Origin of the sequence: Variovorax sp. KBW07 (genome assembly GCF_003852515.1) — a bacterium.
Classification (GTDB): domain Bacteria; phylum Pseudomonadota; class Gammaproteobacteria; order Burkholderiales; family Burkholderiaceae_C; genus Variovorax.
Genome location: NZ_QAJK01000091.1, coordinates 1 through 26,962, shown reverse-complemented (window position 1 = coordinate 26,962; position 26,962 = coordinate 1). Strand labels below are relative to the sequence as shown.

Annotated in this window: 25 protein-coding genes; 17 read left to right on the top strand and 8 right to left on the bottom strand. The window is 68.1% G+C overall.

Annotated features, from left to right (window positions below; genetic code table 11):
- The coding region (locus DBV14_RS18940) for a phosphotransferase (RefSeq protein WP_221621900.1) at positions 1-530 on the bottom strand (530 nt) is incomplete at its 3' end.
- Between the two features lie 108 nt (positions 531-638).
- Between DBV14_RS18940 and DBV14_RS18935 the strand changes: the two genes are divergently transcribed.
- Both DBV14_RS18935 and DBV14_RS18930 read left to right on the top strand, forming a co-directional pair.
- Entirely contained in the window at positions 639-1,031 is a 393-nt protein-coding gene (locus DBV14_RS18935; RefSeq protein ID WP_124460928.1) for a VOC family protein, read from the top strand.
- A 31-nt stretch (positions 1,032-1,062) separates the two neighbouring features.
- Complete coding sequence (locus DBV14_RS18930) at positions 1,063-1,944, top strand: hypothetical protein (protein ID WP_124460926.1); 882 nt, start codon at positions 1,063-1,065, stop codon at positions 1,942-1,944.
- A gap of 25 nt (positions 1,945-1,969) precedes the next feature.
- Here the strand turns inward: DBV14_RS18930 and DBV14_RS18925 are convergent, their stop codons facing one another.
- The gene (locus DBV14_RS18925; RefSeq protein WP_185546062.1) at positions 1,970-3,085 is read right to left on the bottom strand and encodes an ABC transporter substrate-binding protein; all 1,116 of its coding nucleotides are present in this window, start codon (positions 3,083-3,085) and stop codon (positions 1,970-1,972) included.
- Positions 3,086-3,256: 171 nt separating this feature from the next.
- Here DBV14_RS18925 and DBV14_RS18920 point away from each other — a divergent pair, with 171 nt between their 5' ends.
- On the top strand, positions 3,257-4,300 hold the full coding sequence (locus tag DBV14_RS18920) for a PAS domain-containing sensor histidine kinase (protein ID WP_124460922.1): 1,044 nt from the start codon (positions 3,257-3,259) through the stop codon (positions 4,298-4,300).
- A gap of 31 nt (positions 4,301-4,331) precedes the next feature.
- Positions 4,332-4,964: a response regulator transcription factor gene (locus DBV14_RS18915; protein ID WP_124460920.1), complete on the top strand. Its 633-nt coding sequence runs from the start codon at positions 4,332-4,334 to the stop codon at positions 4,962-4,964.
- Between the two features lie 6 nt (positions 4,965-4,970).
- On the opposite strand, the gene DBV14_RS18910 is transcribed toward DBV14_RS18915, so the two are convergent.
- Positions 4,971-6,719 (bottom strand): carboxylesterase/lipase family protein, encoded by a 1,749-nt coding sequence (locus DBV14_RS18910; RefSeq protein ID WP_124460918.1) that lies wholly within the window; start codon positions 6,717-6,719, stop codon positions 4,971-4,973.
- 213 nt (positions 6,720-6,932) lie between these two features.
- Here DBV14_RS18910 and DBV14_RS18905 point away from each other — a divergent pair, with 213 nt between their 5' ends.
- From DBV14_RS18905 to DBV14_RS18895, 3 genes are read left to right on the top strand one after another with little or no spacing between them, the layout of a single operon-like run.
- Entirely contained in the window at positions 6,933-7,289 is a 357-nt protein-coding gene (locus tag DBV14_RS18905) for a DUF2845 domain-containing protein (RefSeq protein ID WP_124460916.1), read from the top strand.
- Positions 7,290-7,345: 56 nt separating this feature from the next.
- Positions 7,346-8,185: an AraC family transcriptional regulator gene (locus tag DBV14_RS18900; RefSeq protein ID WP_311732845.1), complete on the top strand. Its 840-nt coding sequence runs from the start codon at positions 7,346-7,348 to the stop codon at positions 8,183-8,185.
- A 5-nt stretch (positions 8,186-8,190) separates the two neighbouring features.
- On the top strand, positions 8,191-8,652 hold the full coding sequence (locus DBV14_RS18895) for an SgcJ/EcaC family oxidoreductase (RefSeq protein ID WP_260397117.1): 462 nt from the start codon (positions 8,191-8,193) through the stop codon (positions 8,650-8,652).
- Here the strand turns inward: DBV14_RS18895 and DBV14_RS18890 are convergent.
- Positions 8,649-9,302, bottom strand: coding sequence for a hypothetical protein (locus DBV14_RS18890; RefSeq protein WP_124460910.1), 654 nt, complete (start codon positions 9,300-9,302; stop codon positions 8,649-8,651). The genes DBV14_RS18895 and DBV14_RS18890 overlap by 4 nt on opposite strands.
- 73 nt (positions 9,303-9,375) lie before the next feature.
- Entirely contained in the window at positions 9,376-9,798 is a 423-nt protein-coding gene (locus DBV14_RS18885; RefSeq protein WP_124460908.1) for a hypothetical protein, read from the bottom strand.
- Between the two features lie 157 nt (positions 9,799-9,955).
- Between DBV14_RS18885 and DBV14_RS18880 the strand changes: the two genes are divergently transcribed.
- From DBV14_RS18880 to DBV14_RS18865, 4 genes are all read left to right on the top strand, one after another.
- The gene (locus tag DBV14_RS18880; RefSeq protein WP_124460906.1) at positions 9,956-10,675 is read left to right on the top strand and encodes an alanyl-tRNA editing protein; all 720 of its coding nucleotides are present in this window, start codon (positions 9,956-9,958) and stop codon (positions 10,673-10,675) included.
- 20 nt (positions 10,676-10,695) lie between these two features.
- Positions 10,696-11,643 (top strand): DMT family transporter, encoded by a 948-nt coding sequence (locus DBV14_RS18875; protein ID WP_124460904.1) that lies wholly within the window; start codon positions 10,696-10,698, stop codon positions 11,641-11,643.
- 34 nt (positions 11,644-11,677) lie between these two features.
- Entirely contained in the window at positions 11,678-12,793 is a 1,116-nt protein-coding gene (gene argE, locus DBV14_RS18870) for an acetylornithine deacetylase (RefSeq protein WP_124460902.1), read from the top strand.
- Between the two features lie 103 nt (positions 12,794-12,896).
- Complete coding sequence (locus tag DBV14_RS18865; protein ID WP_124460900.1) at positions 12,897-13,520, top strand: pentapeptide repeat-containing protein; 624 nt, start codon at positions 12,897-12,899, stop codon at positions 13,518-13,520.
- 38 nt (positions 13,521-13,558) lie between these two features.
- Here DBV14_RS18865 and DBV14_RS18860 read toward each other — a convergent pair whose 3' ends face one another.
- On the bottom strand, positions 13,559-14,092 hold the full coding sequence (locus tag DBV14_RS18860) for a cupin domain-containing protein (RefSeq protein ID WP_260397116.1): 534 nt from the start codon (positions 14,090-14,092) through the stop codon (positions 13,559-13,561).
- Complete coding sequence (locus DBV14_RS18855; protein WP_124460898.1) at positions 14,089-14,832, bottom strand: NAD(P)-dependent oxidoreductase; 744 nt, start codon at positions 14,830-14,832, stop codon at positions 14,089-14,091. The genes DBV14_RS18860 and DBV14_RS18855 overlap by 4 nt, the downstream gene beginning before the upstream one ends.
- 93 nt (positions 14,833-14,925) lie before the next feature.
- Between DBV14_RS18855 and DBV14_RS18850 the strand changes: the two genes are divergently transcribed.
- Both DBV14_RS18850 and DBV14_RS18845 read left to right on the top strand, forming a co-directional pair.
- The gene (locus DBV14_RS18850) at positions 14,926-16,395 is read left to right on the top strand and encodes a PLP-dependent aminotransferase family protein (protein WP_124460896.1); all 1,470 of its coding nucleotides are present in this window, start codon (positions 14,926-14,928) and stop codon (positions 16,393-16,395) included.
- A gap of 88 nt (positions 16,396-16,483) precedes the next feature.
- Complete coding sequence (locus DBV14_RS18845; RefSeq protein ID WP_124460895.1) at positions 16,484-17,212, top strand: DUF6882 domain-containing protein; 729 nt, start codon at positions 16,484-16,486, stop codon at positions 17,210-17,212.
- Positions 17,213-17,236: 24 nt separating this feature from the next.
- On the opposite strand, the gene DBV14_RS18840 is transcribed toward DBV14_RS18845, so the two are convergent.
- Positions 17,237-18,328: a DNA ligase gene (locus tag DBV14_RS18840; RefSeq protein ID WP_124460893.1), complete on the bottom strand. Its 1,092-nt coding sequence runs from the start codon at positions 18,326-18,328 to the stop codon at positions 17,237-17,239.
- A 135-nt stretch (positions 18,329-18,463) separates the two neighbouring features.
- Between DBV14_RS18840 and DBV14_RS18835 the strand changes: the two genes are divergently transcribed.
- From DBV14_RS18835 to DBV14_RS18820, 4 genes are all read left to right on the top strand, one after another.
- Positions 18,464-21,661 carry a HEAT repeat domain-containing protein gene (locus DBV14_RS18835; RefSeq protein ID WP_124460891.1) on the top strand — a complete coding sequence of 1,066 codons (3,198 nt, stop codon included), beginning with the start codon at positions 18,464-18,466 and terminating at the stop codon, positions 21,659-21,661.
- The gene (locus tag DBV14_RS18830; protein ID WP_124460889.1) at positions 21,658-23,367 is read left to right on the top strand and encodes an SWIM zinc finger family protein; all 1,710 of its coding nucleotides are present in this window, start codon (positions 21,658-21,660) and stop codon (positions 23,365-23,367) included. Before DBV14_RS18835 ends, DBV14_RS18830 begins: the two co-directional genes overlap by 4 nt.
- Positions 23,368-23,651: 284 nt before the next feature.
- Entirely contained in the window at positions 23,652-25,643 is a 1,992-nt protein-coding gene (locus DBV14_RS18825) for a reverse transcriptase family protein (RefSeq protein ID WP_124460887.1), read from the top strand.
- A gap of 85 nt (positions 25,644-25,728) precedes the next feature.
- Positions 25,729-26,934: a serine hydrolase gene (locus tag DBV14_RS18820; RefSeq protein ID WP_124460885.1), complete on the top strand. Its 1,206-nt coding sequence runs from the start codon at positions 25,729-25,731 to the stop codon at positions 26,932-26,934.
- Positions 26,935-26,962: the final 28 nt, after the last annotated feature.

Below are 26,962 nucleotides of genomic sequence, written 5' to 3'. Positions count from 1 at the left end.
CGCGCCTCCTGCACCAGCCGCTCGGGCATCTGCTTGCGCAAGGCATCGAGCAGAACGGGCGGCGGAATGTCGCGCTGCTCGGGGTCGAGAAACTCGGGGTTGACCGCGCCGCGCGCAACCACGTCCACCGCGCGATCGAACATGGCCGACAGCCGGCGCTCGAACGGGCAGCCCGCCACCGGCACCTCGTGCAGCGCCTTCAAGCGCCAGGCCATCGAAGGCCAGGCCCGCAGCAATTCGGGCGCCGCGAGGTCGCTGGCCGGCACGCCGGGCACGGTGCTCGTGACCAGGCAGGCGCCGTGGCCGGAGGCGCGCCAGTCCAGCACTTCGGCAGTGCCAAGGCCGAACGGCGCCAGCCATTCGGTGCGGCGGCGCTCTTCGTCGAGCGATGCGGCGCCCTTGCCCATCGATACCTTGGCAAAGGCCACGCCGTCGCTGCGCCGGTAAACGGTGTCGCCGGATTCGCCCGATGGCGCGGCCATCCATTGCTTGCCGGCTGGAAGCGGCGGAAGAAGATGTTCAGGGTTCATCGGCTTTCTGTTCGCGGGTGCAGCGGGTTGAGTTCGCGCAAGTTCTGGGTAGAGTGGGGTTTCGCGGAATCTATCCTCCCTCGTTCACCACAGTCACCAATCCCCCTCATGAAATTCGGCTACACCATCGTCTACGTTCCCGACGTGGCGCAATCGCTCCAGTTCTTCGAGCAGGCCTTCGGCTTCCAGCGCAAGTTTCTCCACGAGTCCGGCACCTATGGCGAACTGTTGACGGGCGAGACCACGCTGTCGTTCGCCGCGCATGAACTGGGTGATTCGAATTTTCCGAACGGGCACGTGGCCGCGTCGGAATCGGCCAAGCCACTGGGCATGGAGCTGGCCTTCGTGACCGACGACGTGATGGGTGCACACGCGCGTGCCCTCGCGGCCGGTGCAACGGAACTGAGCCCGCCGGTGTCCAAGCCCTGGGGACAGGTGGTGTCGTATGTGCGCTGCCCGGACGGCACGCTGGTCGAGCTGTGTTCCCCCATCGGCGGCTGAACCGATAAAAAAATCCGCAGGGAGCCGCCCCATGTCGCACCGCGTCTACCTGAGCAGTTCGAACTTGCCCCGCATGCCCGAGGGCAGCCGGAACGAATGGCGCGGCTTCTTCGGCAGCGGCGGCGAGCTGGAGGCCAACGCCTTCTTTCCGCTGTTCTGGCGCGCGCTCTTCAGCGAGAACGACATTCGGCGCGCACGCTTCATCGACGAGTACGACGTCGACGATGAAGCCGCCAGCGTCGACCGCGAGGAGTGCCTGGAAGACTTCGGCCCCGACGCGACGTACCCGTACCTGGCCACCGACAAGGCCTCGGCGCTGGAGCGGCTGGCAAGCCGGCGAGAGCCGATCATGGCCGCCATCGGCGAGCGCTACCGGCCGATCTACACCGCCTTCGCGGCAATGATCGCGCGCGACTTCGGCGGCCACATCCTGCTGCGCACCATCGGCCTGCCCGACGCGGCCGATGCTGAGCCGTGGCTGCGCACCGACCTGGCCCTGCTCGAAAAGCTGACCGACAAAAACGCACTCGCCGACCTCGCCAAAGACCTCGCCCGGCATGACGCCGATCCGGTCTGGCTGCTGGCGGGAAACGGCACATCGAGCACTTCACCCTGGCCGACGCCGGAGCTGAAGGCGCTCTTCTCGCAGCCGCACAAGCAGGGCAAGCCGCCCCGGCCTCTCACGCCGAAGCAGATCGAGAAGCTCGACCGCGAGCAGGCGGCCAAGCGCAATCAAAAACCCGCCGGCTGGCTGGACTCGGCGCTCGAATGGCTGGCCGCACTGGCGGCGGCGGGTGCCGCGCTGGGCGCCTACGGGTTCACGCAATCGGTCTGGCTGGCGGTGCTGGCCTTCCTGGCCGTTGCGCTGGGCCTGGCGTTCGCACTCATCAAGCTGCGCGGCCCGAGGTTCTGAAAAGACCCGTGCCGCATCGCCCCCGTCAGTGAATGAGCTTGCCGCCGTTGCCGATCATCGACAGCGTGACCGGATGCGGCCGCACGCCGGGGTCATCGCCGCTCGACACCGGAATGCCATCGACCTCGCGGCGCAGCAGCTGGCGCATGGCCTCCTGCATGGGGCGGCGCGGTGAGGTGGCCAGCGACGTGCGCGCCGCCTCGACCGCGACCATCGCCGCCACGTAGCCCTCGAGCGAAAAATAACTGAACTCGGCCTTGCCGGTGAAGCTGCGCATGTCCTGCTGGTAGCGTTGCACCAGCGGCGTGGTGGCCAGGTGCGGGTTGGGCATGACCTGCGAGATGACGGTGCCGCGCGCCGCGTTGCCCACGCTCTTCGCCAATGCCTCGCCGTTGACGATCGACAGCATGTACGGCGTGAGCTTGTGCGAGCCGTCGCGGCCCAGGCCCGACAGCAGCTTGACGGCGCAGGGCGTGACGCACAACGCGAACAGCGCATCGGGCGCGGCCGAGCGAACGGCGGTGGCGACCGCCGGGCCGTCCATGTTCGCCAGCACCACGCCCTGTTGCCCCACGAGCTCGATGCCCGATCCGCGCAGCGCGACCTCCAGCGCGGCAAAGGCGTCGCGCCCCAACCCGTCGTCCTGCCACACTGCGAACACGCGCCGCTGCCGCACCGACACGGCCTGCGCGACCAGTTGCCGCACCTCGTCGGCATAGCTTGCGCGCAGGTGGTAAATCAACGGCCGCTGCGTGCCGTGCAGCGCGGAGGCCCCCGTCATCGCGCCGATCAGCGGCGTGCCGGCTTCGCGCATCGCGGCGTAGGCCGCATCGATGTGCGAGGTGCCCGCCGACAGCCCGAGCGCATCGACCCTGTCCTGCCCGACGAGGCGGCGGATGTTCTCCACGTGGCGCTCGATGGAATAGCCATCGTCCAGCGCGCGCCAGCTGAGCTTGTGCCGCCCCAGGATGCCTTCGCGCTGCACGCGCGCCAGGTAGGCATCGACGCCCTCCTTCACGTTGCGCCCCGCCTCGCCGAGCGGCCCCGACAGCGGCAGCGACTGCCCGATGACGATCTCGTCGGCGCGGCCTGTGGTGCCGAAGAAGATCAGGGCCAGAAGCACAAGCCAGCGGGTCGTCATCGTGTCGTCCTTGCGTGAAGCGGACCCGCACCTTAGGAGCGGACCGCCCCCGCCGGCCATCGGACATTTCCGGTTGGGGCTACGGGGAACCCTGCTTCTCGCAAACCCGCAGCCGGTGCCCGCCGGCGCGTTGCCGACCTATCATGAAGACGCCCACCGCTCTCCCCCCACGTGACCGACCTCGAACGCGAAAGCCTGCCCGACATGCCCTTCCACACCATCGTGGAACAGATGGTCGCGGGCATCTACGTGATCCAGGACGACTGCTTCGCCTACTGCAACGCCACCTGGGCGGGCATCATCGGCTACACGGTGAAAGAGGCCATCGGCATGTCGCTGGCGCAGGTCGTTCCACCCGACTTTCTTGAGGTCGTGCGCTCGCGCATCCGCGCCCGCCTGTCGGGCGACCCGCCGAGCATGCACTTCATCACGCGAGGGCTGCACCGCAACGGGCAGGTGCGACTTATCGAAGTGCATGGCTCGCGCATCGTCTACAGGGGCCACCCCGCGGTGATGGGCGTGGGCGTCGACGTGACCGACCGGGTGCGCAACGAAGAAGAACTCAAGCGCTCGCGCGAGCAGCTGCAGGCACTGGCCGCCTACACCGCCAACAAGCTCGAAGAGCAGCGACTGGCCATGGCACGCGACATCCACGACGTGTTGGGCGGCATGCTCACGTCGATCAAGATGGACGCCACGCGCATCCAGCGCCGCGCCGACAACCCCGAGCTGCAGTCGCTCACGCAGGGCCTGATCGCACTGACGCAGCAGACCATCGACACGGTCAAGCAGATCTCCGAGGCACTGCGGCCCAGCGCACTCGACCACCTCGACCTGTCGGTGGCGTTGGCCAACGAGCTGCACGCGTTCACGCGGCGCTCGGGCGTGCGGCATGCGCTGGACACCGATGCCAAGGCGCTGCGCCTGCTGCCCCGGCACACGACGGCGGTGTACCGCATCTTCCAGGAGGGCCTGACGAACATCTCGCGCCACTCGAAGGCCCAGCACGTCGGCGTGACGCTGCGCGTGGAAGACCAGCAGCTGCGGCTGGAACTGCACGACGACGGCTGCGGCTTCGATCCGGCGGAACCCGGTGGCAGCGCGCTCGGGCTGCTGAGCATGAGCGAGCGGGCGCGCGAAATCGGCGGCGAGCTGCGGATACGTTCGGCGCCGGGCCAGGGCACACGCCTGAGCCTGCGCGCACCGCTGCATTGACGAACGACGACAAGAAGAAAAGGAGGCCGCGGTGATCGACATCCTGATGGTCGACGACCACACGATCTTCCGCTCGGGCCTTCAGCGCCTGCTGCTCGACGAGACCGACATCCGCACCACCGGCGAGGCGGCCAACGGTGCCGAGGCGCTGGAGCAGGTGCGCCACCGCCGCTTCGACGTGGTGCTGCTCGACATCAACATGGAAGGCCGCAACGGCCTGGAGGTGCTGGCCTCGATGCGCGCGGTGCAACCCACGCTGCCGGTGCTGATGCTGTCGATGTACGCCGAGGAGCAGTACGCGCTGGTCGCCATCCAGGCCGGCGCGCGCGGCTACATCGCCAAGGACGCGGAGCCGGCCGAGCTGGTGCGCGCCATACGGCGCGTGGCGGCCGGTGGCCAGTACCTGAGCGCGCGCGCCGCGCCGCTGGTGAGCGGCCAGCTCGAAGGCCGCGACGAGCGCCCCGCGCACCAGCGGCTGACCGTGCGCGAGCACCAGATCATGCTGATGATGCTCAAGGGAATCTCGCTCACGGTGATCGGCGAAGAAATGCTCATCAGCGTGAAGACCGTGAGCACGCACCGCACCAACATTCTCGAAAAACTCGGTGTGGCCAGCACGGCCGAGCTGGTGCTCTACGCCGTGCGCCACGGGATCATTCAGTAAACAACTTCAGCGCGGACCGCTGCGCAGCGGGTCCACCGATTCCGGCAGGTTGTTGAAGTCGATCTGCTGCAGCAGGAACTCGCGCTGCTGCGGCGACAGCAGCGTGTAGCGCGGCCAGAAGAACAGGTAGTCGTCGGGCGACATGTACGACTGGTTGTCGAAGATCATCCGCTTGCTGCACAGCAGGCAGACGAAGTTGGTCCAGTTGTTCCACGTCCCCTGGCCGTCGAACAGCCGGCTGGGTGCGCCGTAGCGGGCAAAGCTCGCGGTGTAGCCGATGAACTTGTCCGACAGCGCCTTGCGGCTGCCCGCGTTCTGCGGGCTCCAGGCAAAGCGCATGAAGTTCGGCTCGTCGGTCACGAAGTTGCCGAACAGCGCCGCCACGTCGATGCCGTGGAACGCGCCGAAGGTGTCTTTCCACGGCTGCGGCGTGTCGTCCCAGTTGTAGTTGTAGCGGTAGATGTCGCCGTTCTGCAGGCGCAGCACGCGAATGACGTTGTCGATCACGTTGTCGATGGCGTACGTCAGCACCTCATGCGTCTGCGTGTAGATCGGGCGGAACTCGGGCTTGATGAGCTGGTTGAAAGTCACGCTGCCCGGTGGTGCGTAGTTGGTGAGGTTCCAGAACTCCTGCTGCGACGGCTGGCCCATGCCGAACAGGAAGGCGAAGTACGAGCCCTCGTCGTGCGTGGAGCCGATCATCAGCGGCATCTTGTTGTAGTCGCCCAGCAGCAGGCCGGGCAGGCCCGAAGCGCGGATCACCGTGCCGTCGGTGAAGTGGCCCGGCACCACCGGGCTGGGCGTGTACTTCATGATCTGCGCGGCGCTGGCGTTGCGCAGCAGCGCGGCAATGTCGGCGTTGCTCATGGTCGCGCGCTGTGCCGTGGCCTGCGCGGTGGTCGAGGCGCGGCCGGTGTCGACCAGCAGGCTGTCGATCAGCACCTCGGCCGCCAGCGTGCCCACCACCGGCGGGTAGGCATTGGGCACGCCCGACATGCACACCGCGCGGTGGAACTTGCCGCTGGCCAGCGGCGACTGCAGCAGGCCCCAGGTGTTGATGCAGCCGGCCGACTGGCCGGCCACCGTTACCTGCCCGGGGTTGCCGCCGAAAGCGCGGGCATTGGCCTTGACCCAGTCGAGCGCGCGCACCAGGTCGAGCGTGGTGAAGTTGCCCGAGTCGTCCAGCGCATTGCCGGTCTTCATGGCCGGGTGGTTGAGCCAGCCGAGCATGCCCATGCGGTACTGCACCGTCACCACCACCATGTTGGCCTTCTGCGCCAGGTAGGCGCCGTCGTAGGCGGGCTCGCGGGCCGAGCCCTTGGTGTTGCTGCCGCCGTGGATCCAGAAGAACACCGGCAGGTTGTCGGCGCTGGAGTTGGGGCGCCACACGTTCAGGTAGAGGCAGTCTTCGCTGCCCACCGGCTGGCCGAAGGTGGCGGGGTCGGGCTCGCCGAAGGGGTTGCCGACCTGCGCGCACATGCCGGCCAGCGTGGTGGCGGCACGCGAGCCGCTCCACGGCGTTGGCGGTTGCGGCGCGCGCCATCGCAGGTTGCCCACCGGCGGCTGTGCGAACGGAATGCCCAGGAAGGCCTGCGTGTTGTTGCTCGCCGCCTTGCCGTAGATCTGGCCGGCGTCGAGCGTGCGCGTCAGGCTCTGGTTGTAGGCGGCCAGCGCGGGAATCGAAAGAAGCGCAAGCGCGCCGATGGCCCATCGGGCCAGGGCGCGAACAAGGCGTGGCAGATACCGTCGGTTCATGGGTTGTCTCCTCGGGGTGGATGCGGCTGGCTCTGACGGCCAGGGTCATCGACCGATTCTGCGGACCGCGGGGCGCCGGCGGGCTCGGTGTCATCGAAGGGGCCCGCAAAGAATTCTCCGATTGACTTCGGGGCCGCAAAGGAACATGAACTCTTGCGGGTGGCTAAAGTCAGAGGCTGGTCGACATTCATGCCCGAGCAACCCAAGGACCCCATGCGAACTTTCGCCGCGAGCGCCCTCTTCCTGTTTGCCGCGTCCATGCACGCCGGCGACGCGTCGGCCCAGTCGCTGAGCTGCGGTGGCGCGCTTTCGGGCGTGGGGGATTCCAAGTTCTCGGTCGTCCAGCGCTGCGGCGAACCCTTGTCGAAAGAGTTCGTCTGCGTGCCGCGGCCCCAGGTGATCTGGGTGCCTTCCAACTATCCGGGCGCGCCGGCGCAGCAGATCGTCACGCAGCAGTGCGTGCCGATGGAAGACTGGGTCTATCACCGTGGGCAGGGCAACTTCCTGGGCATCGTGCGCTTCTACAACGGTGCTGTCGAGTCGGTGCGCGACGGCGAAAGGGTGCGCTAGGCAGTGCAGCCGAAGCGCCGCGGCGCTACCATCCCAAGCGTCGAAAGGACGTTCCCGTGGCCCGACCCGACCCTCGCAACAGATCGCGTTACTGGCATGCGCCCGGCGTGCCGGGCATGGACATGCTCCACGCCGACTTCACGACCCACAGCTACGCGCCCCACGTGCACGACTCCTTCGTGGTCGCGGCCACCGAGGTCGGCGGCTCGGAGTTCACGAGCCGTGGCCGCACCGACACCGCCCACCAGCAGGCGCTGCTGGTGTTCAACCCCGCCGAACCGCATTCGGGCCACATGGGCGGCAGCGAGCGCTGGCGCTACCGGGCCTTCTACCTGGGCGAGGCGGGCATGCGCGACGTGCTGTCGTCGCTCGGCATCGACAGCCCGCGCTACTTCACGTCGAACGTCTTTCGCGATCCCGACCTGATCGCGCGCTTCCTGGAACTGCACCACGCGCTCGAAGGCGAGCAAGACGCGTTGCTCCATAGCGAATTGCTCGTGCGCAGCTTCGGCGACCTGTTCCAGCGCCACGGCCACGCGGCGCAGCGCGTTCCCCGGGCACCGGCCGACGCGCGCCTGCTGGCCCCCGTGCTCGAACTGATGCGCGAATGCCATGCCGAACGCCTCACGCTGGAACAGATGGGCGCGGTGGCCAACCTCACGCCCTTCCAGCTGATCGGCGCGTTCAAGCGGTCGATCGGCCTGACGCCGCACACCTGCCTGACCCAGCTGCGCCTGCGCGCGGCCTTGCGACGGCTGCGGGCGGGCCAGTCGATGGTCGAGGCCGCGCTTGCTTCGGGCTTCTACGACCAGAGCGCGCTCAACAAGCACTTCAAGCGCACCTTCGGCATGACGCCCCAGCAGTACGTGGCCGCACGCGCGGGAGACGCCAGATGATTCCAATGCAAAAGCCCGAAGACGCTCCCCGCGCGTTTCAAGACGCCTGGAACAACCACGACATGGCCGCCCTCGGCGCGCTGTTCGATGAAGACGCCACCTTCGTGAACCGGTTCGGCCACTACGTGCGCGGCGTCGGGCAGATCGTCGAACTGCACGCGCCCATTCACGCCACCATCTACAGCGACTCCACGCTGCGGAACGAGCTGATCGACGTGGTCGCGCTCGGCGACGGCGCAGCCGTCATTCATTTCTGGAGCCGTCTTGCGGCCGGTGCGGCGCATCCCGCGGGCCCGCATGCCGTCGACACGCTGATTCTTGCGGTGCTGACGCAGCAAGCGGGGCAGTCAGGGCAAGCCGGTGAATGGCGAATCAAGGCACTCGAGAACGTCACGCTGACGAACCCTCGCACGGGAGAAACCGTGTTGAGGGACTCGCCCGCCCCATCGCAGGGGCGTCCCGCCTAGTCCGGCTTTCGGACCCGCAAGGCATCGTTCGCCACCGCATCGCGAAGCTCGGGCCGAACGCGGCGCAGCACGCCCATGTCTTCATCGAACTCGTCCAGCGTGTCGAGCCGTGCTTGCGCAGGCACTGCCATGCCAAGCCAGTTCTTGCCGCTTTCCGTTTGCAGCACATGGGCACCGATGTAGGTGATCTGCCCCGGGGCGACGGTAAAGACCAGTGGCGTGCGGCGCTGGGGCCGCGCCGACCAGGTCATCGATCCGCCATAGAGCTCCACGCGCTGCTCGACGACTTCGTAGTTTCCGGCCGGCACCTTGTAGCCGACCAATACGCGCCTGCCTGAATCGGTCGGTCGAACGTAGTCTTCGTCGCGCCATGCGCCTTGGGCAAACATGTGCGCCTGCGTCGACACCTGGATCTTCTGCGCCGTGCCACCCGACTTCGATTGAACGGCCAGGTGTATGGCCGGGCGCTGCATCACGTTGTTCACCAGCCGCTCTTCGGAGTTGCGATAGCCGAGCGACGCGACGATGAGGCCCTCTTTCTCGCTGACCATCGGACGGTCTTTGTACAGCAGGTCGGAATGAGGCGCGGCGCAACCGGCAAGCATCGAACAGACAAGGGCGACAACGAACACGCAGCTTCTTGAGAACATTGAGCGGAACTTCTTTTGTTGATTGTTTGTTTGCTGGATTCAAGTCTCGCACGGTACCCAGCCCCGTTGGCCACTACAAGCCTTTGGGCGGCTCGACGCCGATGACCTGGCGCAACCGGGCGAGGTCGGGAAGATCCGATGCGATAGTAAAAAGGTCTTCTTCGATCCCGGTTCCGTTGTCGGCAATTCCGATGACGAAATCGCGCTCGAAATGCGCATGCAGCCGCCCCATGAAACGCGCGATGCGCTCGACATCCGAGAACCACCCCTCGGGCTCGTGCCCCACATCGGGAAGCGAAAGGTTCAGCCCCAGGTGCCACGGTGGCAGGTCGCCGGCCGGCAGGCCATCGTCGGTGCCCCGCTGGTTGACCACGAACGGCGCCGCGACCCGCCACTCGCTTTCCCTGGCAAACGCGGCCAGGCGTCTTTCCACGGAATCTGCGATGTCGTGAAGGTCGGCACCATCGACGTAGGCGAACAGCGTGTGTTTGGACATGGCGGTGAATGTCTGGTTCGGGCCGCATTTTGCCTTCTGCTCTTTTCACCGGTACGGCAGATGAAGGCGGGCAAGCAAAAAACCGCCCCGCCCTTCAATTTCAACCAATAGCGCCGCGCGTCATCCTGCCAAGCTGCCCCCATCAGCAAGGCGACCCATGACACGACTCTTCTGCCAGGACCACCCCGACACCCTTCAGCTCGACGCCACCGTTCTCAAGGCACGGCCAGGCGCCGTACTGCTTTCTCAACACCCGTTCTACCCCGGTGGCGGCGGGCAGCTGCCTGACCTGGGCATCGTGCGGTGGCACGGCGGCGAGGTGCCGGTCACGGGGTTCAGCGAAGAAGGCGGCGCGCTCTGGCTCCAGCTTGCCGACGGCATCGAGATGGCGGGCGAAGTCCGGGCCGAGGTCGATCCGGCGTTCCGCCAGTTGATGCGGGAGCTCCACACCGACCTGCACGTACTGAACGCGCTGGTCTTCAGGGATTTCGACGGCGCACTGGTCACGGGCGTGCAGATGAACGCCGACGGCACGGCCCGCATCGACTTCGACCTGCCCGATGCGGACAACGACCGCCTGCGCGCGCTCGAACCCGAACTGAACGACGTGATCGCCCAAGACCTGCCCGTGCTGGCGCACCACATGTCCCTGACCGAAGCGCATGCCGAAAAAGGCCTGCTGCGCTCGCGCTCCGTGTCGCCGCCGCCATCGTCGGAAGGCCTGATCCGCATCATCGAGATCGCGGGCCTCGATCGGCAGGCCTGCGGCGGGACGCACCTCGCCTCCACGGGTGCGTCGCGGCCGCTGAAGATTCTCAAGATCGAGAACAAGGGCCGCTCCAACCGCCGCATCCGCATCGGGCTGCAAGGCCTGTAGCGCCCGGAGCCATTCAGGCCATGCGCAACAACAAGCCCCTGCTCCAGGCCCTCTGGGCCAATCCAGCCTGGCTGCTGTGGCTGCCGCCGGCCTTCTGGGCCGGCAACCTGGTGCTGGGCCGCGCCCTCGGGCCGGTCTTTCCGCCGGTGTCGCTCGCGGTCGGCCGCTGGGTGGTGGCGCTTGTGGCGCTGGCGCCTTTCGTCGGCTACCAGGCCTGGCAAGAGCGCGCGCTGCTCGCACGGCACTGGCGGCTCATTGCGGCCTGCGGCGCCTTCGGCATTGCCGGCTACAACGCACTGGGCTACCTGGCGCTGCAAACGGTTCCGGCCGCGAGCGTGGCTTTTTTGAATTCGACACTGCCGCTGATGGTGCCGCTGGCCGCGCTGGTGCTGGGGGTCGAACGCATCACGTGGAAGTCGCTGGCCGGCATTGCCATCTCGTTCGCCGGCGTGAGCTGGATCGTGGCGCGCGGCAACCTGGCCAGCCTGCTGGCCTTGCGGCTGGGCGGCGGCGAGTTGCTGGTGCTGCTGGCCGTCTTCAACTACGCCGTGTATTCGGTGCTGCTGCGGCGCAAGCCAGCCGCGCTGAGCCCGCTGGTTTTCCTGGCCGCGACCATGGCGGCGGGGCTGCTGGTGCTGATGCCGTTCTGGGCCCTGGAGCTGGCGCGCGGCGCGCGCATTCCGACGGACATGGCGTCCATCGGGGCGGTGGTCTACATCGGCCTCTTCGCGTCGCTGTTCGCTTTCATTCTCTGGAACCGCTGCGTCGCGATGCTGGGGGCGACGGTGACCGGCGTGTCGTTCCACCTCGTCGCGCTGTTCACCGCGCTGCTGGCCTTCGTGGTGCTGCACGAGGCGGTGCGCAGCTTCCACGTGGCGGGCATCGCGCTGATCCTGCTCGGCTTCCTGGTCACGACGCTGCGCCCGACGGGCCGGGCCGTGCCCGCCCCCGGCCCGTCGCGGCCCTGAGCGCACCGGACACGCCGGACACATCGGCATTGGCATGAACACCGTCGAACTGCTCCGCACGCTGGTGGCCTTCGACACGACCTCGCACCGGTCGAACCTCGATCTGATCCGCTGGATTGCCAGCTACCTCGGCGCACACGGCATCGAAGCGCGGCTGGTGCACAGCGACGACGGCGCCAAGGCCAACCTGCTCGCGACCATCGGCCCGTGCGTGGCGGGCGGCATCGTGCTGTCGGGCCATACCGACGTGGTACCGGTGGACGGGCAGGACTGGCACTCCGACCCTTTCACGCTGACCGAACGCGATGGCCGGTGGCATGGCCGCGGTGCCGCGGACATGAAGGGCTTCATCGCCGCCTGCCTCGCGGCGGTGCCGGCCTGGCGTGGGCTGAAACTGCAGCGGCCCATTCACCTTGCCCTGTCGTACGACGAAGAAGTCGGGTGCTTCGGCGTGCCACGCCTCATCGCCGACATGCGCACCCGCGTGCCGACGCCGGCGCTCGCCATCATCGGCGAGCCGACGCAGATGCGCATCGGACTGGCGCATCGCGGCTTCTACGGCCACAGGACCGTCTTCCACGGCCGGCCGGCGCACTCTGGCGATCCGGCACTGGGCATCAGCGCCATCGAGCCGGCGGCCCTGCTGATCGCGCAACTGGGCCGGCTCGGCCGCACGCTGGCCACACGCGGCGAGCGGACCACGTTCAACGTCGGCCGTGTGCTGGGCGGAACGGCCATCAACATCGTGCCGGGGTGCTGCGAAGTGCTGTGGGAGTTCCGGCCCACCGACGAGGCGGGAACGGCACTGGTCAAGCGCGAAGTCGAGCGAATGCTCTCTGCCCTGCCGCCCGACGTGAAGGTCGAGACGGCGCAACTGGCCGGCGTACCGGCGCTAACCGCCCACGATGACGGGCTGGCAGTGAACGTCGCCCGTGCACTCGGCGCGCTCTGGCCGCCGGGCGATATTCCGTTCGGCACCGAAGCGGGCTTCTTCCAGCAGGCCGGCATTCCGTCGCTGGTCTGCGGGCCGGGCGCGATTGCGCAGGCGCACCAGCCGGATGAATGGATTGCCGCCAGCGAACTCGACGCCGCCGACGCATTCCTGCGCGGCGTCGGCACGTGGGCAGCCGGACCGGAGACGCCGGCATAGATCGGCCGCGCCACAATACGCAGCCCCTGCTCGGATCCACGCAAATCCACGCGGACCCACGCAGCGGGCCACCTCCGATCACCCGCCTCCACCGAAGAAAACCATGGCTGAACGCGCACACGGCGCCCCACCGCCCGAAACCCGCGCACAACTGTTCGGTGCCAGTTGGTACGGGCAGGACATTGCCGGTCAAACCCATACCGCCGTGCTGTTCGGCGACCTCGACATGAGCGAGGCCCGCAACACCGGATCGGTTTTCATCGACTGCACTTTCCGGAGCGCCCGCTTCAATGCATCGGCGCATGCCGATGCGGCCTTCGTCAACTGCACCTTCGTGGCCTGCAAGTTTTTCGATGCGAGCTTCAGCGAATGCAAATTCGTGGGCTGCATGTTCGACGGTTGCATGTTCGACCTGATGAAGGTCACCGGCGGCGATTGGTCGTTTGCGGGGCTGCCCGGCGCGGACCTTCGCAAGGCGTCTTTCCAGGGCACCCGCATGCGCGAGGCCGACCTGACCGGCGCCCGCTGCCAGGGCGGCTCGCTGCGCGACGTGGACCTGTCGGGGGCGTGGCTGCACAGCGCCGATTTTTCCTCTTGCGACCTGCGCGGCAGCGACCTGAGCGCACTGGAGCCCGGCAACGTGAAACTGCAGGGCGCGATCATCACGACGACGCAGGCACTGGTGATTGCCGAGGCGCTGGGGCTGAACGTGCGGCCCGAGTACTGATGCGCTCCACGCACTGATCCGCTGGCAGGCCTCCAGCCTCAGGGCGGCAGCACCAGCGGCCCGCAGTTCTCGTCGGTCACGAACACCGACACCAGCTTTGCCGGCCGCACCGGGTCGGGGTTCTCGGCGAACAGGTGCAGGGTGCCCGGCGGCTCGAAGAAGGTTTGGCCCGTCTTGTAGTCGCCCACCGGGCCGCCGGCCAGCTGCGAGCGCACCGTGCCTTCGAGCATGAGAACGGTCACCGAGCCCGGATGCCGGTGGGCCGGCGAATAGGCCATCGGCGGAAAGTCGACGATGGCGGTGGTTACGGATTTGCCCGGCACGTGCGGCAGCGATTCGCACGAAAGCACCTTGACCGTGGTGCGCGGCCGCGCGGCCGCGGCGGAGCCTTCGGTTGCCGGTGCGGACGCGAACATCGGCCGGGCTACCGCGCTGCAAACGTCGTCGATCCATTGCACCGCCGATTGCTTGCCGGCATGCGGCACCAGCGCCCAGCCCGCGCCGGCGAGTGCCAGTGCAGCGAACCCGGCGCTTGCCGCATGGCGACGCGAGAGCGGCGTCGTATTCATCATCGCGCGGCTCCTTCAGGCCGGCGCCATGTGGCGTGCCAGCCGAGTTCACGCTTCGCCTTCTCGCTGCTGGCCTCGGCGTTGTCTTCGGCGATGTTGAAGATGCCGCCCACCCCGCGCTGCAGCGCCAGCAGCGCCGCCTGCGCTGCCGCCTCCACGTGCACCGGGCTTACGCCCCTGGGCTCGGCGGCCGAAGTGCCCGGCCCGTAGAGCTGGCCGTAGCGCAGCACGGTGCCGACCATGCCCTGCGCGCCCAGCACGCTGCGCTCCAGAGAAACCACCGCATCGGCGCTGATGCGGCGCGGGCTGTCAGGGTCCAGGTCGAGCGGCATGTCTTCGGTGAAAGGCTTCGGCCCCGGCGCATAGACCCACGCGATGCTCTGCGCCACCAGCCGCCGCGTGCCCGCTGCCTGCGCGGCGGCCACGAGGTTGCGCGTGCCCTCGATGCGCAGGCGCGCATTGCGGGCCACGGCCTCGGCCATCAGCTTCGGATCGAGGTTCTTCGGCAGGTCTGTGAGCTGGTGCACCACGCCCCACGGCGCGATGCGCTTCAGCGCGGCATCGAGCGCGGCCGCGTCGAACACATCGACGACGACCGGCTGCGCGCCCTGGGCTTCCAGTTCGCCGGCACGCTCGGCGCGCCGCGTGCCGCCAAACACGGCGTAGCCCGCCTCGACCAGCAACGGCACCAGCACGGCGCCGATGGCCCCTGTGGCGCCCGCCACGAATATCTTCTCGCGCATCGCATGTCTTTCCTGAAGGCTGTTCATGGGACAAAAGCTTAGGTCTACGATGCACCATCGAAAAGAGCCAAGATTTGAATAAATGACAGGTCCATGATGGGCAAGACGAAATCACCGGCCGGCATCGCGAAGCTGGACCGCGACAGGCGCACGCCGCTGTCGCGGCAGGTCTACGAGCGCTTTCGCGCGGCCATCGAGCGCGGCACGCTGCGGCCCGGCGACCGCGTGGCGTCGGCACGCAGCCTGGCCAGCGAACTGGGCGTGGCCCGCGGCACCGTCGAAGCGGCCTACAGCCAGCTGGCGGGCGAAGGGTATTTCGAGCCACGGGGCCAGGCGGGCACGGTGGTCTCGCCCGCGCTGCCGCAACCCCGACCTGCGCGGCCCGCACGTTCCACACGGCCCGCTGGCCGCGATCCAAGGCGCGCCGGTGTGCGGCCACAAACCAATGCCCTCGCCCCGCTGGCCGCGCCGCCGCCCTTGCAGCTGGGCATTCCAGCGCTCGATGCGTTCCCGCGCGAGCTGTGGGCGCGGCTCGTGGCCCGGCGAGCCCGGGCCGCGGGCGCGGCGGACATGTTCTATGGCGACCCGGCCGGCCACCCGCCGCTGCGCGAGGCCATCGCGGCCTACCTGCTGGTGTCGCGCGGCGTGTCGTGCCATCCGGCGCAGGTGTTCGTGACGGCCGGCTACCGTGCCTCGCTCGCGCTCGTGTCCCGCACGCTGCTGAAGAAAGACGATCGCGTGTGGACCGAAGACCCGTGCTTTCCGCCGACGCAAGACGTGCTGCACGCCGCCGGCCACCGCACGGTGCCCGTGCCTGTGGACGACGAGGGCATGGTGGTTGCGCGCGGCCTGCGCAAGGCAGCGAAAGCGCGCATGGCGATCGTCACGCCGTCGCACCAGGCACCGCTCGGCGTGTCGATGACGCTGGCGCGCCGGCTGCAACTGCTGGCCTGGGCCTCGCAGGCGAACGCATGGATCGTGGAAGACGACTACGACGGCGAATACCGCTACGCCGGTCCGCCGTTGCCGGCCCTGAAGAGCCTCGACGGGCACGACCGCGTGCTGTATGCGGGCAGCTTCTCGAAGGTGCTGTACCCCGGCCTGTCGCTGGGCTACCTGGTCGTGCCTGAATCGCTGCGCGCGCGTTTCCACGACGCCGCGCGAACGTGGTCGAACGGATGCCCGCAGATCACGCAGGCGGTGGCGGCCGACTTCTTGCGCGATGGCCACTTCTCGCGCCACCTGAAGAAGATGCGGCTGCTCTATGCGCGCCGCAGGGCGATGCTGGTGGCCGCGCTGCAGAAGGCTTTCGGCGATGCGGTGCGCATCGACCTGCAAAGCGGCGGCATGCACCTGATCGCACGCTTCGACGGGCGCCGCGAGAGCGATGTGGAACTGGCGGCTCGCGCGCAAAAGGCCGGGCTGAACTGCCAGCCGTTGTCGGAACGCGGCACGCCGGGTATTTGCGGCGAAGGGCTGCTGATGGGCTTCACCAACGTGGCCTCCGGTGCGCAGGCGCAGCAGCTGGCGACGAAGCTGCGCGCGGCGCTGGATGCGCGCTGAGGCGGTGGAGCGGATGCGAAACGAGAGAAGGTGAAGTAGGCTGCGGCCCATCGCAGAACAGAGCCACACAACACCACCCAGAATCGACATGAGCACATTTCAAGACCACTTTGCAGACCACGCGGCTTCCTCGTTCGCCAGGCAGATGGCACTGGGTGATGTCATCGGTAAAAGAGCCTGGGGCATCGACATACAGAAAGGCCTCCTGCGCTTCGGTGACGACCTGGAATACCCGGTGCAGTTGCTGGGTACGCATGCTTTCGAGCCCGGCACATGGCTGTGGGTCTGGGCCAATACACAAAGCAATCTTCCCGCGCAGCTGACCGAGGCCGCCTCCCGCATCCGACAACTCGGGAAGGAGCAGGCGGTCCAAGCGTTCACACAACCCTCACTGCAGCTGGGCGACATCTCCGATCACATGATTGCCATGACATGCAGCGGACTGGAGGGTGGCCGCTGCTACTACCGCGCGCCCTACGACGGCGGTGCACTGTTCGCGCTGCTCGACGACGTACCGGCCGAGGTGCTGGCGCCGGTGTCGCTGCCCCGCGTGAACACGGTGCTGATGGAAGTGATTTCGCAGTTCGACGTGGACCATCGCCGGATGGCGACCAGCTTCCTGCGACAGCAGGGGTTGCGCATGGAATCTGACGGCGTAGCAAGCATTCGCGCCGAGAGAGCCGGCGAAGGAAACATCGAGATCAGCTTCGACGAACTCGGCCGCATCTCGAATATCGCCGCAACGTTGGGGCCGGCGGTGCAGGCACCGAGCGCGCAGGCTACTCCGAAGAAGTCGCGCTGGCAGTTCTGGAAGTGATCCCCGCGCCGACGGCCCCGGCCTTCAGGCCGTCTCGTCATCCATCGCCGCGCTCCGGTCCTTGATGCGCGTGACCTGCGACAGCACCGCATCCGCCGACGTCATGTCGGGCCGCTGGCCCTTGTAGACCGGCTGCTCGAACTTGCCGCCCGCATAGCGATAGAGGTAGCGCACTTCGACCAGCGTGCCCACGGGTGGCAGCGCTTCGTTGGGCGGCACCGTCACGTTGCCCAGGTCGAGCATCGCGCCCGCATCGTCGCGCAGGCCCACGGCCACCGAGCGCTGCGCGTTGACGCGGATCACCTCGCAGGTCGCGCTCTGGTTGAACTTGAACTTCAGGCTGTGGGTGCTGCGCCCCGCGCTGAACGGCGCGTCGAGCGCCTTGAACACATAGCCTTCGCCGTGCGCGGCCAGCAGCGCCGCGGCGCGGGCGCGCTTGCCTTCAGCGGTGAGCTCCAGGTCGAGCACCACCATCCACGGCACCCGCCCGGCGATCTTGCGCAGGTGCCCGAAGCGCTCGATGAAAGGTGCGGCGCGCAGGTCTTGCCCGCCGAGTTCGAGCAGGTCGAAGGCCTTGAAGACATCGCCCACGTGCTCGCCCGGAATCACGGTGCGGCCGGCCGGCACATCGGCCGTGCCGACCCACGCCTGCGGAATGTCGACGAACAGGCCACGCCGGTTGGTGCCGCGCACCGTCTGGCCTTCGATCAGCAGGATGCGGTTTTCGCCATCGGCCTTTTCCTGCAGGCCCCAGCCCGCGTCGTCGAAGTAGCGCGCGGCCTGTTCTTCAAGAATGAGCGTGGGCAGTTGCGGCAGCTCGCCGCTGATGCGGCCGGCAAGGTCGGTCGAGGTGTAGAGCGCGCCGGATTGGTCTGGCGTGTAGCCTTTAGTCGTCTTTTCCTTCACGACTTTTTCGTAGATCTTCAGCGCAGCCTCGAAGGCGAGCGGGCTGCTGGTCTTGGTACCGGTGGCAAGCGTGCCGCCGCGGCGGCCGTTGCCGTAGTCGACCACCCAGCCCTCGTCCTTGGGGCGCAGATGCACCTGGTAGACCTTGTCCGAGCCCTGGCCCGTGAAGTAGAGAAAGCTCGATTGGGGAAGGTGTCCGATGGTCGCCATGAAGTGCCTGTGTGTTTGCGGTTCTGCCTGCACGCCGCGATGCTACACATGCCCGATTGCCGCACGCGCCCGCTAAGATGCGCGGCGAGAACAAGCACAAAGCAAGCATCCAACCGAAGGCAGGGAGGCCTCCGCGTGAAGCGTATTCGCTCCGAGAAATTGATCCGCACGAAGCCGGGCACGCAAGCGGCCTCGGGCTTCTGCACCGTCGAACTGTTCGCCCTGCCCGAGGCACCGGGCCACGTGGTCCACGTGAGCACCAGCAGCGACGGCCGGCAGTGGAAAGAAACGGTCTACACGCCGTCGCCCTTGCCGCTGGAAGCGGCCAACGCCGCGTTCGATCGCGCCGTGGCGGCGCAGATTGCGCAGGGCTATCTGATCGAAGGCAGCGCGCCTTCCGCTGCCACTGCATCCTCGATGCCGGCGCCCTCCACGGCGGCCTACCCTGGCGACGCCATCCTGCTCGCCAGCATCCACCCCGATGCCTGGCGCCTGCTGCCCCCGGTGCGCCGCGGCCGCGTGGTGTGGCGCATCGGCGAACGGCGGCTGGCCGCGGCCGTGCCGCGCCTTGTCGACTTGCTGGAAACCGGCGAGCCGCTGCTCGACTACAGCATCGCGTGGGCCATCGGCCGCTGCGGCGACGCCGGCGCCTTCGAGGCGATGCGCGAACTCTCGCAGCGCGCAAGCAAGCCGATGGTGGCGCGCGCCGCGCGGTGGGCGGCGCTGAGCCTGTGGCCCGAGGCACAGCGCATGGCCGAGGCCGACCGCATCGTCGACGACTGGCCCGCCGCGCTGCGCCGCACCTGGGCCGGCCTGCAGGCGGCGCCGGCCGAACAGGTGCTGCCGCTGGTGCGGCAACTGCTGGCCGACCCCGCGCACTGGAACGGCCTGAAGTACGACGGCTGGATCGAGCAGTTGTTCGACCTGTCGCTGCTCGAAGGCTTGGCCGCCAACGGCCCGGCTCGCACCGCCGTGCTCGAAATCTCGCATGACCTGCCGCTGGCCGCGCGCACTTTCCGCGCATGGCGCCGGCTCTACAAGGGCGCCGAGTTTGCGGGCGACTACACGCTGCTCGGCGTGCTGCACCAGCGCCTTGAAACACAGCGCGCGGCGTTCCGCTCCGGCGGCCGCTGGGCGCTGGCCAATGGCCGCCACGTCGAGATCGCGAAAGAAATCGTACGCCCCGACAGCCGGCTCGCGTTCAGCCATCGCACGCGCGACTACCTTCGCCGCCGCACCTGGCGCAACCTGCGCCGGCTGGCACTGGCCGGCCCGGCCGACGAGGCCGACTGGCTGCAACTCGCGCTCGGCGTGCTGCTCGCCGCCGACGATGCCGACGCCGGCACCGCCGGCCAGCAGCCCCTGTCGCACTGGACCGAGGAACCTGGCCGCTGGCACACCGGCCCGTACAGCCGCTGGCTGGTGCTGATGCAGCTGCTGCACCGCCACGACGACGAATGGGAAGCCCAGCGCGGTGGCCTGCGCTGGCGCCGGAGCACGCCGCTGCCCACGCAGCGCACCCGCCGCACCGAGGCCTGGCCCGAGCGCTGGGACCGCCATCCGCAGGCCCTGCTGCAACTGATGCAGCAAGGCCGCTGCGCTGCCGTGCATGGCTTTGCCGCGCGGGCGCTGCAAGACAACAAGCCCTTCTGCGATGCGCTCGCAGCGCCCACGGTGTGGGGCCTGCTGGCCAGCACCTGGGCCGACACCGCGCACTTTGCGCTGGCCATCGCGCGCCAGCGCATCGGGTCCGGCACGCCGGCGCTGGCATGGCTGCCCGCCCTGCTGGGCTCGCCGCTGGCCGAGGCGCGCACCTATGCGCTCGAATGCATCGCGCAAGACCCGGGCCTGTACAGCCAGCAGGTCGACCTGCTGCGGATGATGCTCACGTCGGCCGACATCGAAGTGCACCGTGCGTCGCGCCTGTTGCTGCAGGCCGCGGCGCCGAACCTTTCCACGCTCGATGCGCTGTGCGTCGAGCTGCTGGCCTGGCTGTCGGCTTGCGATGCCGAGGCGCCCGCGCTCGACGCCATCTGCGAGAACCTGCAGTGGGCGCTGCAAGGCCTGCTGCGCATCGCAGCGGCCAAGGCGCCGCTGCCGCAGCTGCTCGCGCTGTTCGACCATGCCAGTCCCGACGTGGTGGCCACGGCGGCCGAGTGGCTGCTGCTGCACCCGGCGTCGGTACAGGGCCTGCCGCTGGAAGTGCTCACGCGGCTGCTCCAGTCCGACGACCCACGCCTGCGCGGCGCCGGCGTGCGGCTTTTCACGGCCCTGCCCGACGCTACGCTGGTCAGCCAGCCCGAGCTGTTCGCGGCCTTCTGCAGCAGCCCGATGCCGAACGTGCGCGCGGCCGTGGCGCCCAAGCTCGCGCAGTTGCTGCCGCAGCACCCGGCCTTCGGCGCCGCGCTGATGCCGCTGCTGCGCGACGAGCTGTTCCGCGCCGAAGCGGCCGAAGGCGTTTTCGACTTCCTGCTGCAATGGCTGTGCGGCCCGCTGGCCGACCACACCCGCGTGGGCGAGCCGGCCGTCACGCTGCGCCTGCTCGAAGCACGCAGCAAGGGCGCGCAACGGCTGGGCGACTGGCTGCTGCCGCAACAGGCGCCCGACAGCTTCAACGTGCTGCAGACCGCGAGCCTCGGCCTGGTCGACACCGCCGCCGCTCGCCGCTGGGCCATGGAGCAGCTGGCCGCACGCCCGCAGCGCACGCTGGCGCAACTCGACGATGCCTTGCGCATCTTCGACAGCCGCTGGGACGACGCGCTGGAATGGGCCCGCACGTGGTTCGGCGCGCAAGGCAACGCCAGCGAATGGACACCGGCGCTGCTGGTGCGCCTGTGCGATCACAAGGACGCGGGCGCGCAACGACTGGGCCGCGAACTGCTCACCACCCACTTCGACGTGACCGACGTCACCACCTACATGCTGCAACTGAGCCAGCACCCTTCGCCCGGCATGCAGCTGTTCGTCACCAACTGGCTGGCCTCGGCCGCGGGCCGCAAGGCCGACGTGCTGGCGCGGCTGGAGCCCTACTTCCTGAGCGTGCTGTCGCAGGCCAACCGCGGCCGGCTGGCGAAGTCGCGGGTCATGCAGTTCCTGGCCGCGCAGGCGGCGCACTCGGAAGACATCGCACGCATCGTCGCGCGCGTGTTCGCGCGGCAGGCCGTGACCGGCGCCATCACCGAGCGCGCGCAGTACGTGGCCGGGCTGCGCAGCATCCAGGCGCTGTTTCCCACGCTCGACAACCCCTTGCAGACCGCGCCAGTGCGCAGCGTTGCGCCACGCCGCGCGTTGCCGGCCCTGCCCACCGCGACCTCCGGAGGGCCTGCCGCATGAGGTTCCTGTACCGTTATTTCGGCCACTCCGGCGTGCAGCACACGGCCGACAGCACGGCGCTGCAGTTCGCGCCCGACACGCTGCGCGCGCCGGTGCATTTCGTGGCCGACATCAACCGCTACCTGCCGTTTCGCGAAGGCATGTCGGCGCTGCACGACGTGGTGGTGGGCGACCTGCGCTTCAAGCCGCGCGACAAGAGCGCATACCTCGAATGGCTGGCCGGGCAGGAAGGCGACCTGCTGGCGCAGTTCATGGCGCGCAGCGACGAACTGAAGACGCAGATGGCGCCGATCCAGGCCGAGCTGCTGGAGTTGCGCAAACGCAAGCAGGAAGTGCTGAAGCCCTTCATGGGCGCGCAGCAGCGCTACTTCGACCACATCTACAAGGTCAACCGCGAAGCCTGGTTCGTGCTCGACCCGGTGATCACCGTGCACCCCGACCGCGTGTTCTTCGAGTGCTTCAGCCAGGACGAGTCGAGCTACGGCATGTTCTCGTGCAGCCACGAAATCTTCGACCGTGTGAGCGACCACGCCTATGGCACCACCAACGTCGACTATTCCGAATCGCTGTACGACGAGTTCCAGAAGATCCGCGACTACAAGTCGACGCGCCTGTCCATCGACCCCGGCGGCTTCCAGGTAAAGAGCGGCAACGATCCGGCTTTTCACGAGCCGAAAATCGACGTGCCCGACAGCTGGGTGCGCGGCTTCCTGCAGGTCAGCAGCGCGATGCTCCTGCCGGCGCAGCGCTTGCAGCTGCACCCGATGGACATCCACAACATCTGCCTGGTGCTGCGGCGCCGCAAGGAACGCGTGGGCCCGCGCTCGCTGCGCTTCATCCTGCGGCCGGGGCAGCCGGTGCGCATTCTGTTCGAGCCCTGGGGCCACGAGCTGGTGTGCCCGCGCTCGACGCACAGCGCCACGTCGGACATCGACATCCGCGTGTGGGGCCGGCGCCGCCTGCTGCAGCTCGAGCGCCTTGTGCCGGTGGCGCAGGGCTTCACGGTGCACCTGCTGGGCACCGGCATGCCCAGCTTCTGGGTGGCGCAATTGCCCGACATGGAGTTCACGCTGGGCCTGTCGGGCTGGACCGCCAACGACTGGTCGAGCAACGGCCACTTCGAGCTGCTGCAGCCGCGCCACACGGTCGACCAGGACAGCCTGCTGCGCGTGTTCGCGGCGCTGGGCGAACGCTGGCGCGCCACCACCGACGAGCTGGCCACGGCCACGGGCCTGTCGAGCCTCACGGTCGACGCCGCGCTCGGCAGCTACGTGCAGGCCGGCCGCGTGGTGTACGACCTGGCGCACGGCGTGTGGCGTTTGCGCGAACTGAGCCGCGAGCCGCTGCCCATGGACAAGTTGCGCTACGCCAGCCCGCAGGAAGAAGCCGCCGCCGAACTGGTGCGCGCACGCCGCGTCAGCAACGTGAAGACGCAGACGCGGCCCGACGGCGCCGTGACGCTGAGCGGCAAGTGCAAGGGCGCCACCGGCCAGCGCGAGTACCTGGTGAGCCTGCAGCTCAATGCCGAGCAGCGCGTCGACAACGGCGACTGCCAGTGCGACCACTTCTTTCGCAACCACATGCGGCAGGGGCCGTGCGAGCACATGCTCGCGCTGCGCCTGTCGGCCGCGCCGGCACTGAACGCCGCGCTCTCGAACATTCCCACAAAGACGACCGATCCGGAAAGGACCGCACGCATCGACTGATACACTGCTTTTTGCGAACGGAGCGGGAAGGCTCTTGCAACCCGGGTGGCGTATCGCCACCCTCGCACACAGCACTTCCCAAGCGTCACTGGACGTCTCTTCACTGTGCCGGATGGCCATGGTGACGCGACAACAGTACGGCTTCCTCGAAGCTCATCGGCGTCACCATGGCCATCCGGCGTCGAGTGGAGCCCTCCAGTCCCGAGGCTCTTCGACGAGATTCCCGCTCCGTTCGCAATTTTTCTTTCCAGCAGTGCATCGGCCGATGGCGTCACGCCAAGACCATGCAGCCTCCCGCTTCTTCATCTTCCGTTCCCGATTCGGCGCTGACACGCGAGCAGCTCTACGAGCGCCTGCGCGGCAGCTCCAAGCAGGAAGTCATCCTCGAGGAAATGCAGCGCCTGGGCTTCTGGCCGCAGGACGCGGCGCAGCCCACGGTCGAATCGCAACTCATCCGCCGCGAAAGCGAACTGCAGGCCGCGCTGGGCAAGCTCGGCGAAGAACTGCGCGGCATCGCCGACCGCGACAAGGCCCTGAAGATGATGCGCCAGGAGCGCATGGCCAAGGCCCGCGAACGCCGCGAGGAAACCCGCCAGCGCCTGGCGCAGGGCCGCCACGCCCGCGCCCTCGCGTGGCACGACCGGCACCAGCGCGAACTGCTCTATGTGGGCGACGGCGTTTCGGGCGGCCTGAACGAAGCCCAGAGCGACAGCCAGGCGCTGGCCCGCAACGCCCTGCCCGCGCTGAACCACGCGGGCGACCTTGCCACGGCGATGGGCATCGCGCTGGGCGAGCTGCGCTTCCTGGCGTGGCACCGCGAGGTGGCCAGCGTGAGCCACTACCAGCGCTTCACCATCGCCAAGAAGAGCGGCGGCGAGCGGCACATTTCGGCGCCGATGCCGCGCCTGAAGCGCGCGCAATACTGGGTGCTCGACAACATCCTTGCGAAGATGCCGGTGCACGAAGCGGTGCACGGCTTCCTGCCCGGCCGCTCGATTTTGACGAACGCCGCGCCGCACGTGGGGCAGGACGTGGTCATCAACCTCGACCTGAAAGACTTCTTTCCTTCCATCGGCATGCGCCGCGTGCGCGGCGTGTTCCGCCAGCTCGGCTATTCGTCGCAAGTGGCGAGCCTGCTGGCGCTGGTGTGCACGGAAGCACCGACCGACGAAGTGCAGCTCGATGGCCAGCACTACTTTGTCGCCCGCGGCGAGCGCGTGCTGCCGCAAGGCGCGCCCACCAGCCCGATGCTGACCAACCTGCTCTGCCGCCGGCTCGACGCGCGGCTGGCCGCCAGCGCGGCCAAGCTGGGCTTTCACTACACGCGCTACGCGGACGACCTGAGTTTTTCGGCCGGCCCCGAGCACAGCCGCGACACCGGCAAGCTGTTGTGGCGCGTCAAGCAGATCGTGGCCAGCGAAGGCCTCACGGTGCACCCCGACAAGCAGCAGGTGATGCGCAAGCACCAGCAGCAGCACGTGACCGGCATCGTCGTCAACGACAAGCTCTCGCTCGACCGCGACACGCTGCGGCGCTTTCGCGCGGTGCTGCACCAGGCCGAACGGCACGGGCCGCAGGGCCTGCAATGGAACGGCAACAGCGACGTGATCGGCGCGCTGCGCGGCTACGCGAACTTCATCACCATGACGGATGCGGCACGCGGCGAGCCGTACCTGCGGCGCGTGCGCGCGCTGGCGGCGAAGCATGGCAACAGCGGTGCCGTGACGAAGCCGGTGGTGGCGTCCGAGGCATCGCTGCTGCAGCAGCAACAGCAACAACAACAGCCGCACCGGCAACTGGCGCCGGGGCAGTTCCGAAAGCAGTCCGCAGCGGGCCAGGCGCCCTGGCCTGCCTGGTGGCAGCCGGCGCAGGCGCCCGCGCCAGTGCTCGAAAAAACGGCCGAGCAACTGGCCGGGGAGAAGAAGGCCAGGCGCGAGGCAGAGCGCGCGCAGGCAGCCGCAGCGAACGCCCCCGCACCGCGCGCGGTTGCGGCGGCGAGCGCCGCGCCGTCGTCGTCATCCACACCAACGAACGCCGAACCCACAGCGCCTGCTCGCGGCTCCGAATCGCCATTCGCCCTGTGGGCGAGCCTGACTCTGCAGAGCGCCTATGTGCTGATGTCCATCTTCACCGGCCGCAGCGCCGTGGTGTGGCTGCTGGTGGGCGCGGTCGTCGTCAGCAACATCATCAAGCGCCGCTCGGGCTGGATGTGGTTCCTCATCACGCTGATCGCGGCCTCGGGTCTCTCGGGCCTCGTGCGCAACCTGAGCCAGTAGCGCCAGTAGCGCGAGCACAACAAGCGACGGGCAGCGTTCGACGGTGCTGCGGAGCCTTGCTGAACTGCGATAAAAAGGAGTTCATATGGGCATAGCAAACGAGACATCCACATCGCCGCGCCGGCGCTACCGGGGCGCGCGGCGCGCGCTCGTCGCCACGGGCGCCGTCGTCGTTGCGATCGTTGCCGGAGGCTTCGCCCTCACGGCGGCGCTCGGCATGAAGAACCCCGTGTTCCTCGTGCGCTTCCTGTTCACGCCGAGGTCCGAGGTGGAAGTGCTCTACGACACCCGCAAGATCAGCGCATCGCCGCACCCACGGCCCATTCCCGAGCAGCTGCAACCCCTGTCGCAGACCGTGCCGTGGAAAGGCAGGAACGAAGACATCCTGCGCGTGCTGCGGGAGACCGAGACCAACGTGTTCCTGGTGATGTGCCACGGGACACTGGTGAACGAGTGGTACAGCGAGCCCGGCAAGAAGACGTCGCGCGAATCGTCGTGGTCCATCGCCAAGTCCGTCGTGAGCATCCTCATCGGGCAGCTCATCGGCGAAGGCAAGCTCTCGGAAAACACGAAGCTCGTGGCCGCTCTTCCTGAGTTCGCCATCGGCGGCAAATTCGACGAGATCACCGTCAAGGATTTGCTCGACATGAAGAGCGGCATCGACATGTCCGAGGACTACGCGGAGTACAAGCCTTTCACCGGCGTGGCCGGCATGCAGGTAACGGCCGACCTCCATGCATTCCTGATGAAGAACCGCGCCCTCGCCTTCGCAACGGGCAGCCGGTCGGAGTACCGAAGTGTCGACACGCAATACCTGTCGATGATCGTGGCGCGCATCGAAGGCGAGCCGTTGGCGAAGGTACTGGAGCACCGGCTTTGGCATCCGCTCGGCGCGGAGGACGACGCAAGCTGGAACCTGGACCATGCGGACGGCATCGAGCGAGGCTTCGGCAACCTGAACGCAACGCCACGAGACTTCGCGAAGCTGGGGCTGCTGGCGCTGGCGGGCGGCAAGGTGGGCGAGCAGACCTTGATCTCTCCTGCGTGGATGGCCCGGATCACTACGCCAGTGGCCGAGGCGGAGCCGGGCTGGATGTACGCGGCGCAATGGTGGCACCCGCCGGGTCACGAGAAGAACGGCGACTACACGGCGATTGGTGTCTATGGGCAGTACGTGTACGTCAATCCGAAGCACCACGCTGTCGTTACCAAGCTTAGTGACTATGGTGCGCAGCAGGACGAGGCTGAGTTGATCGACGTCTTTCGTTCGGTCGTCGACGGGTGTCATTGAGGCTTTGGGGTTCGGGTTCGGGTTCGGG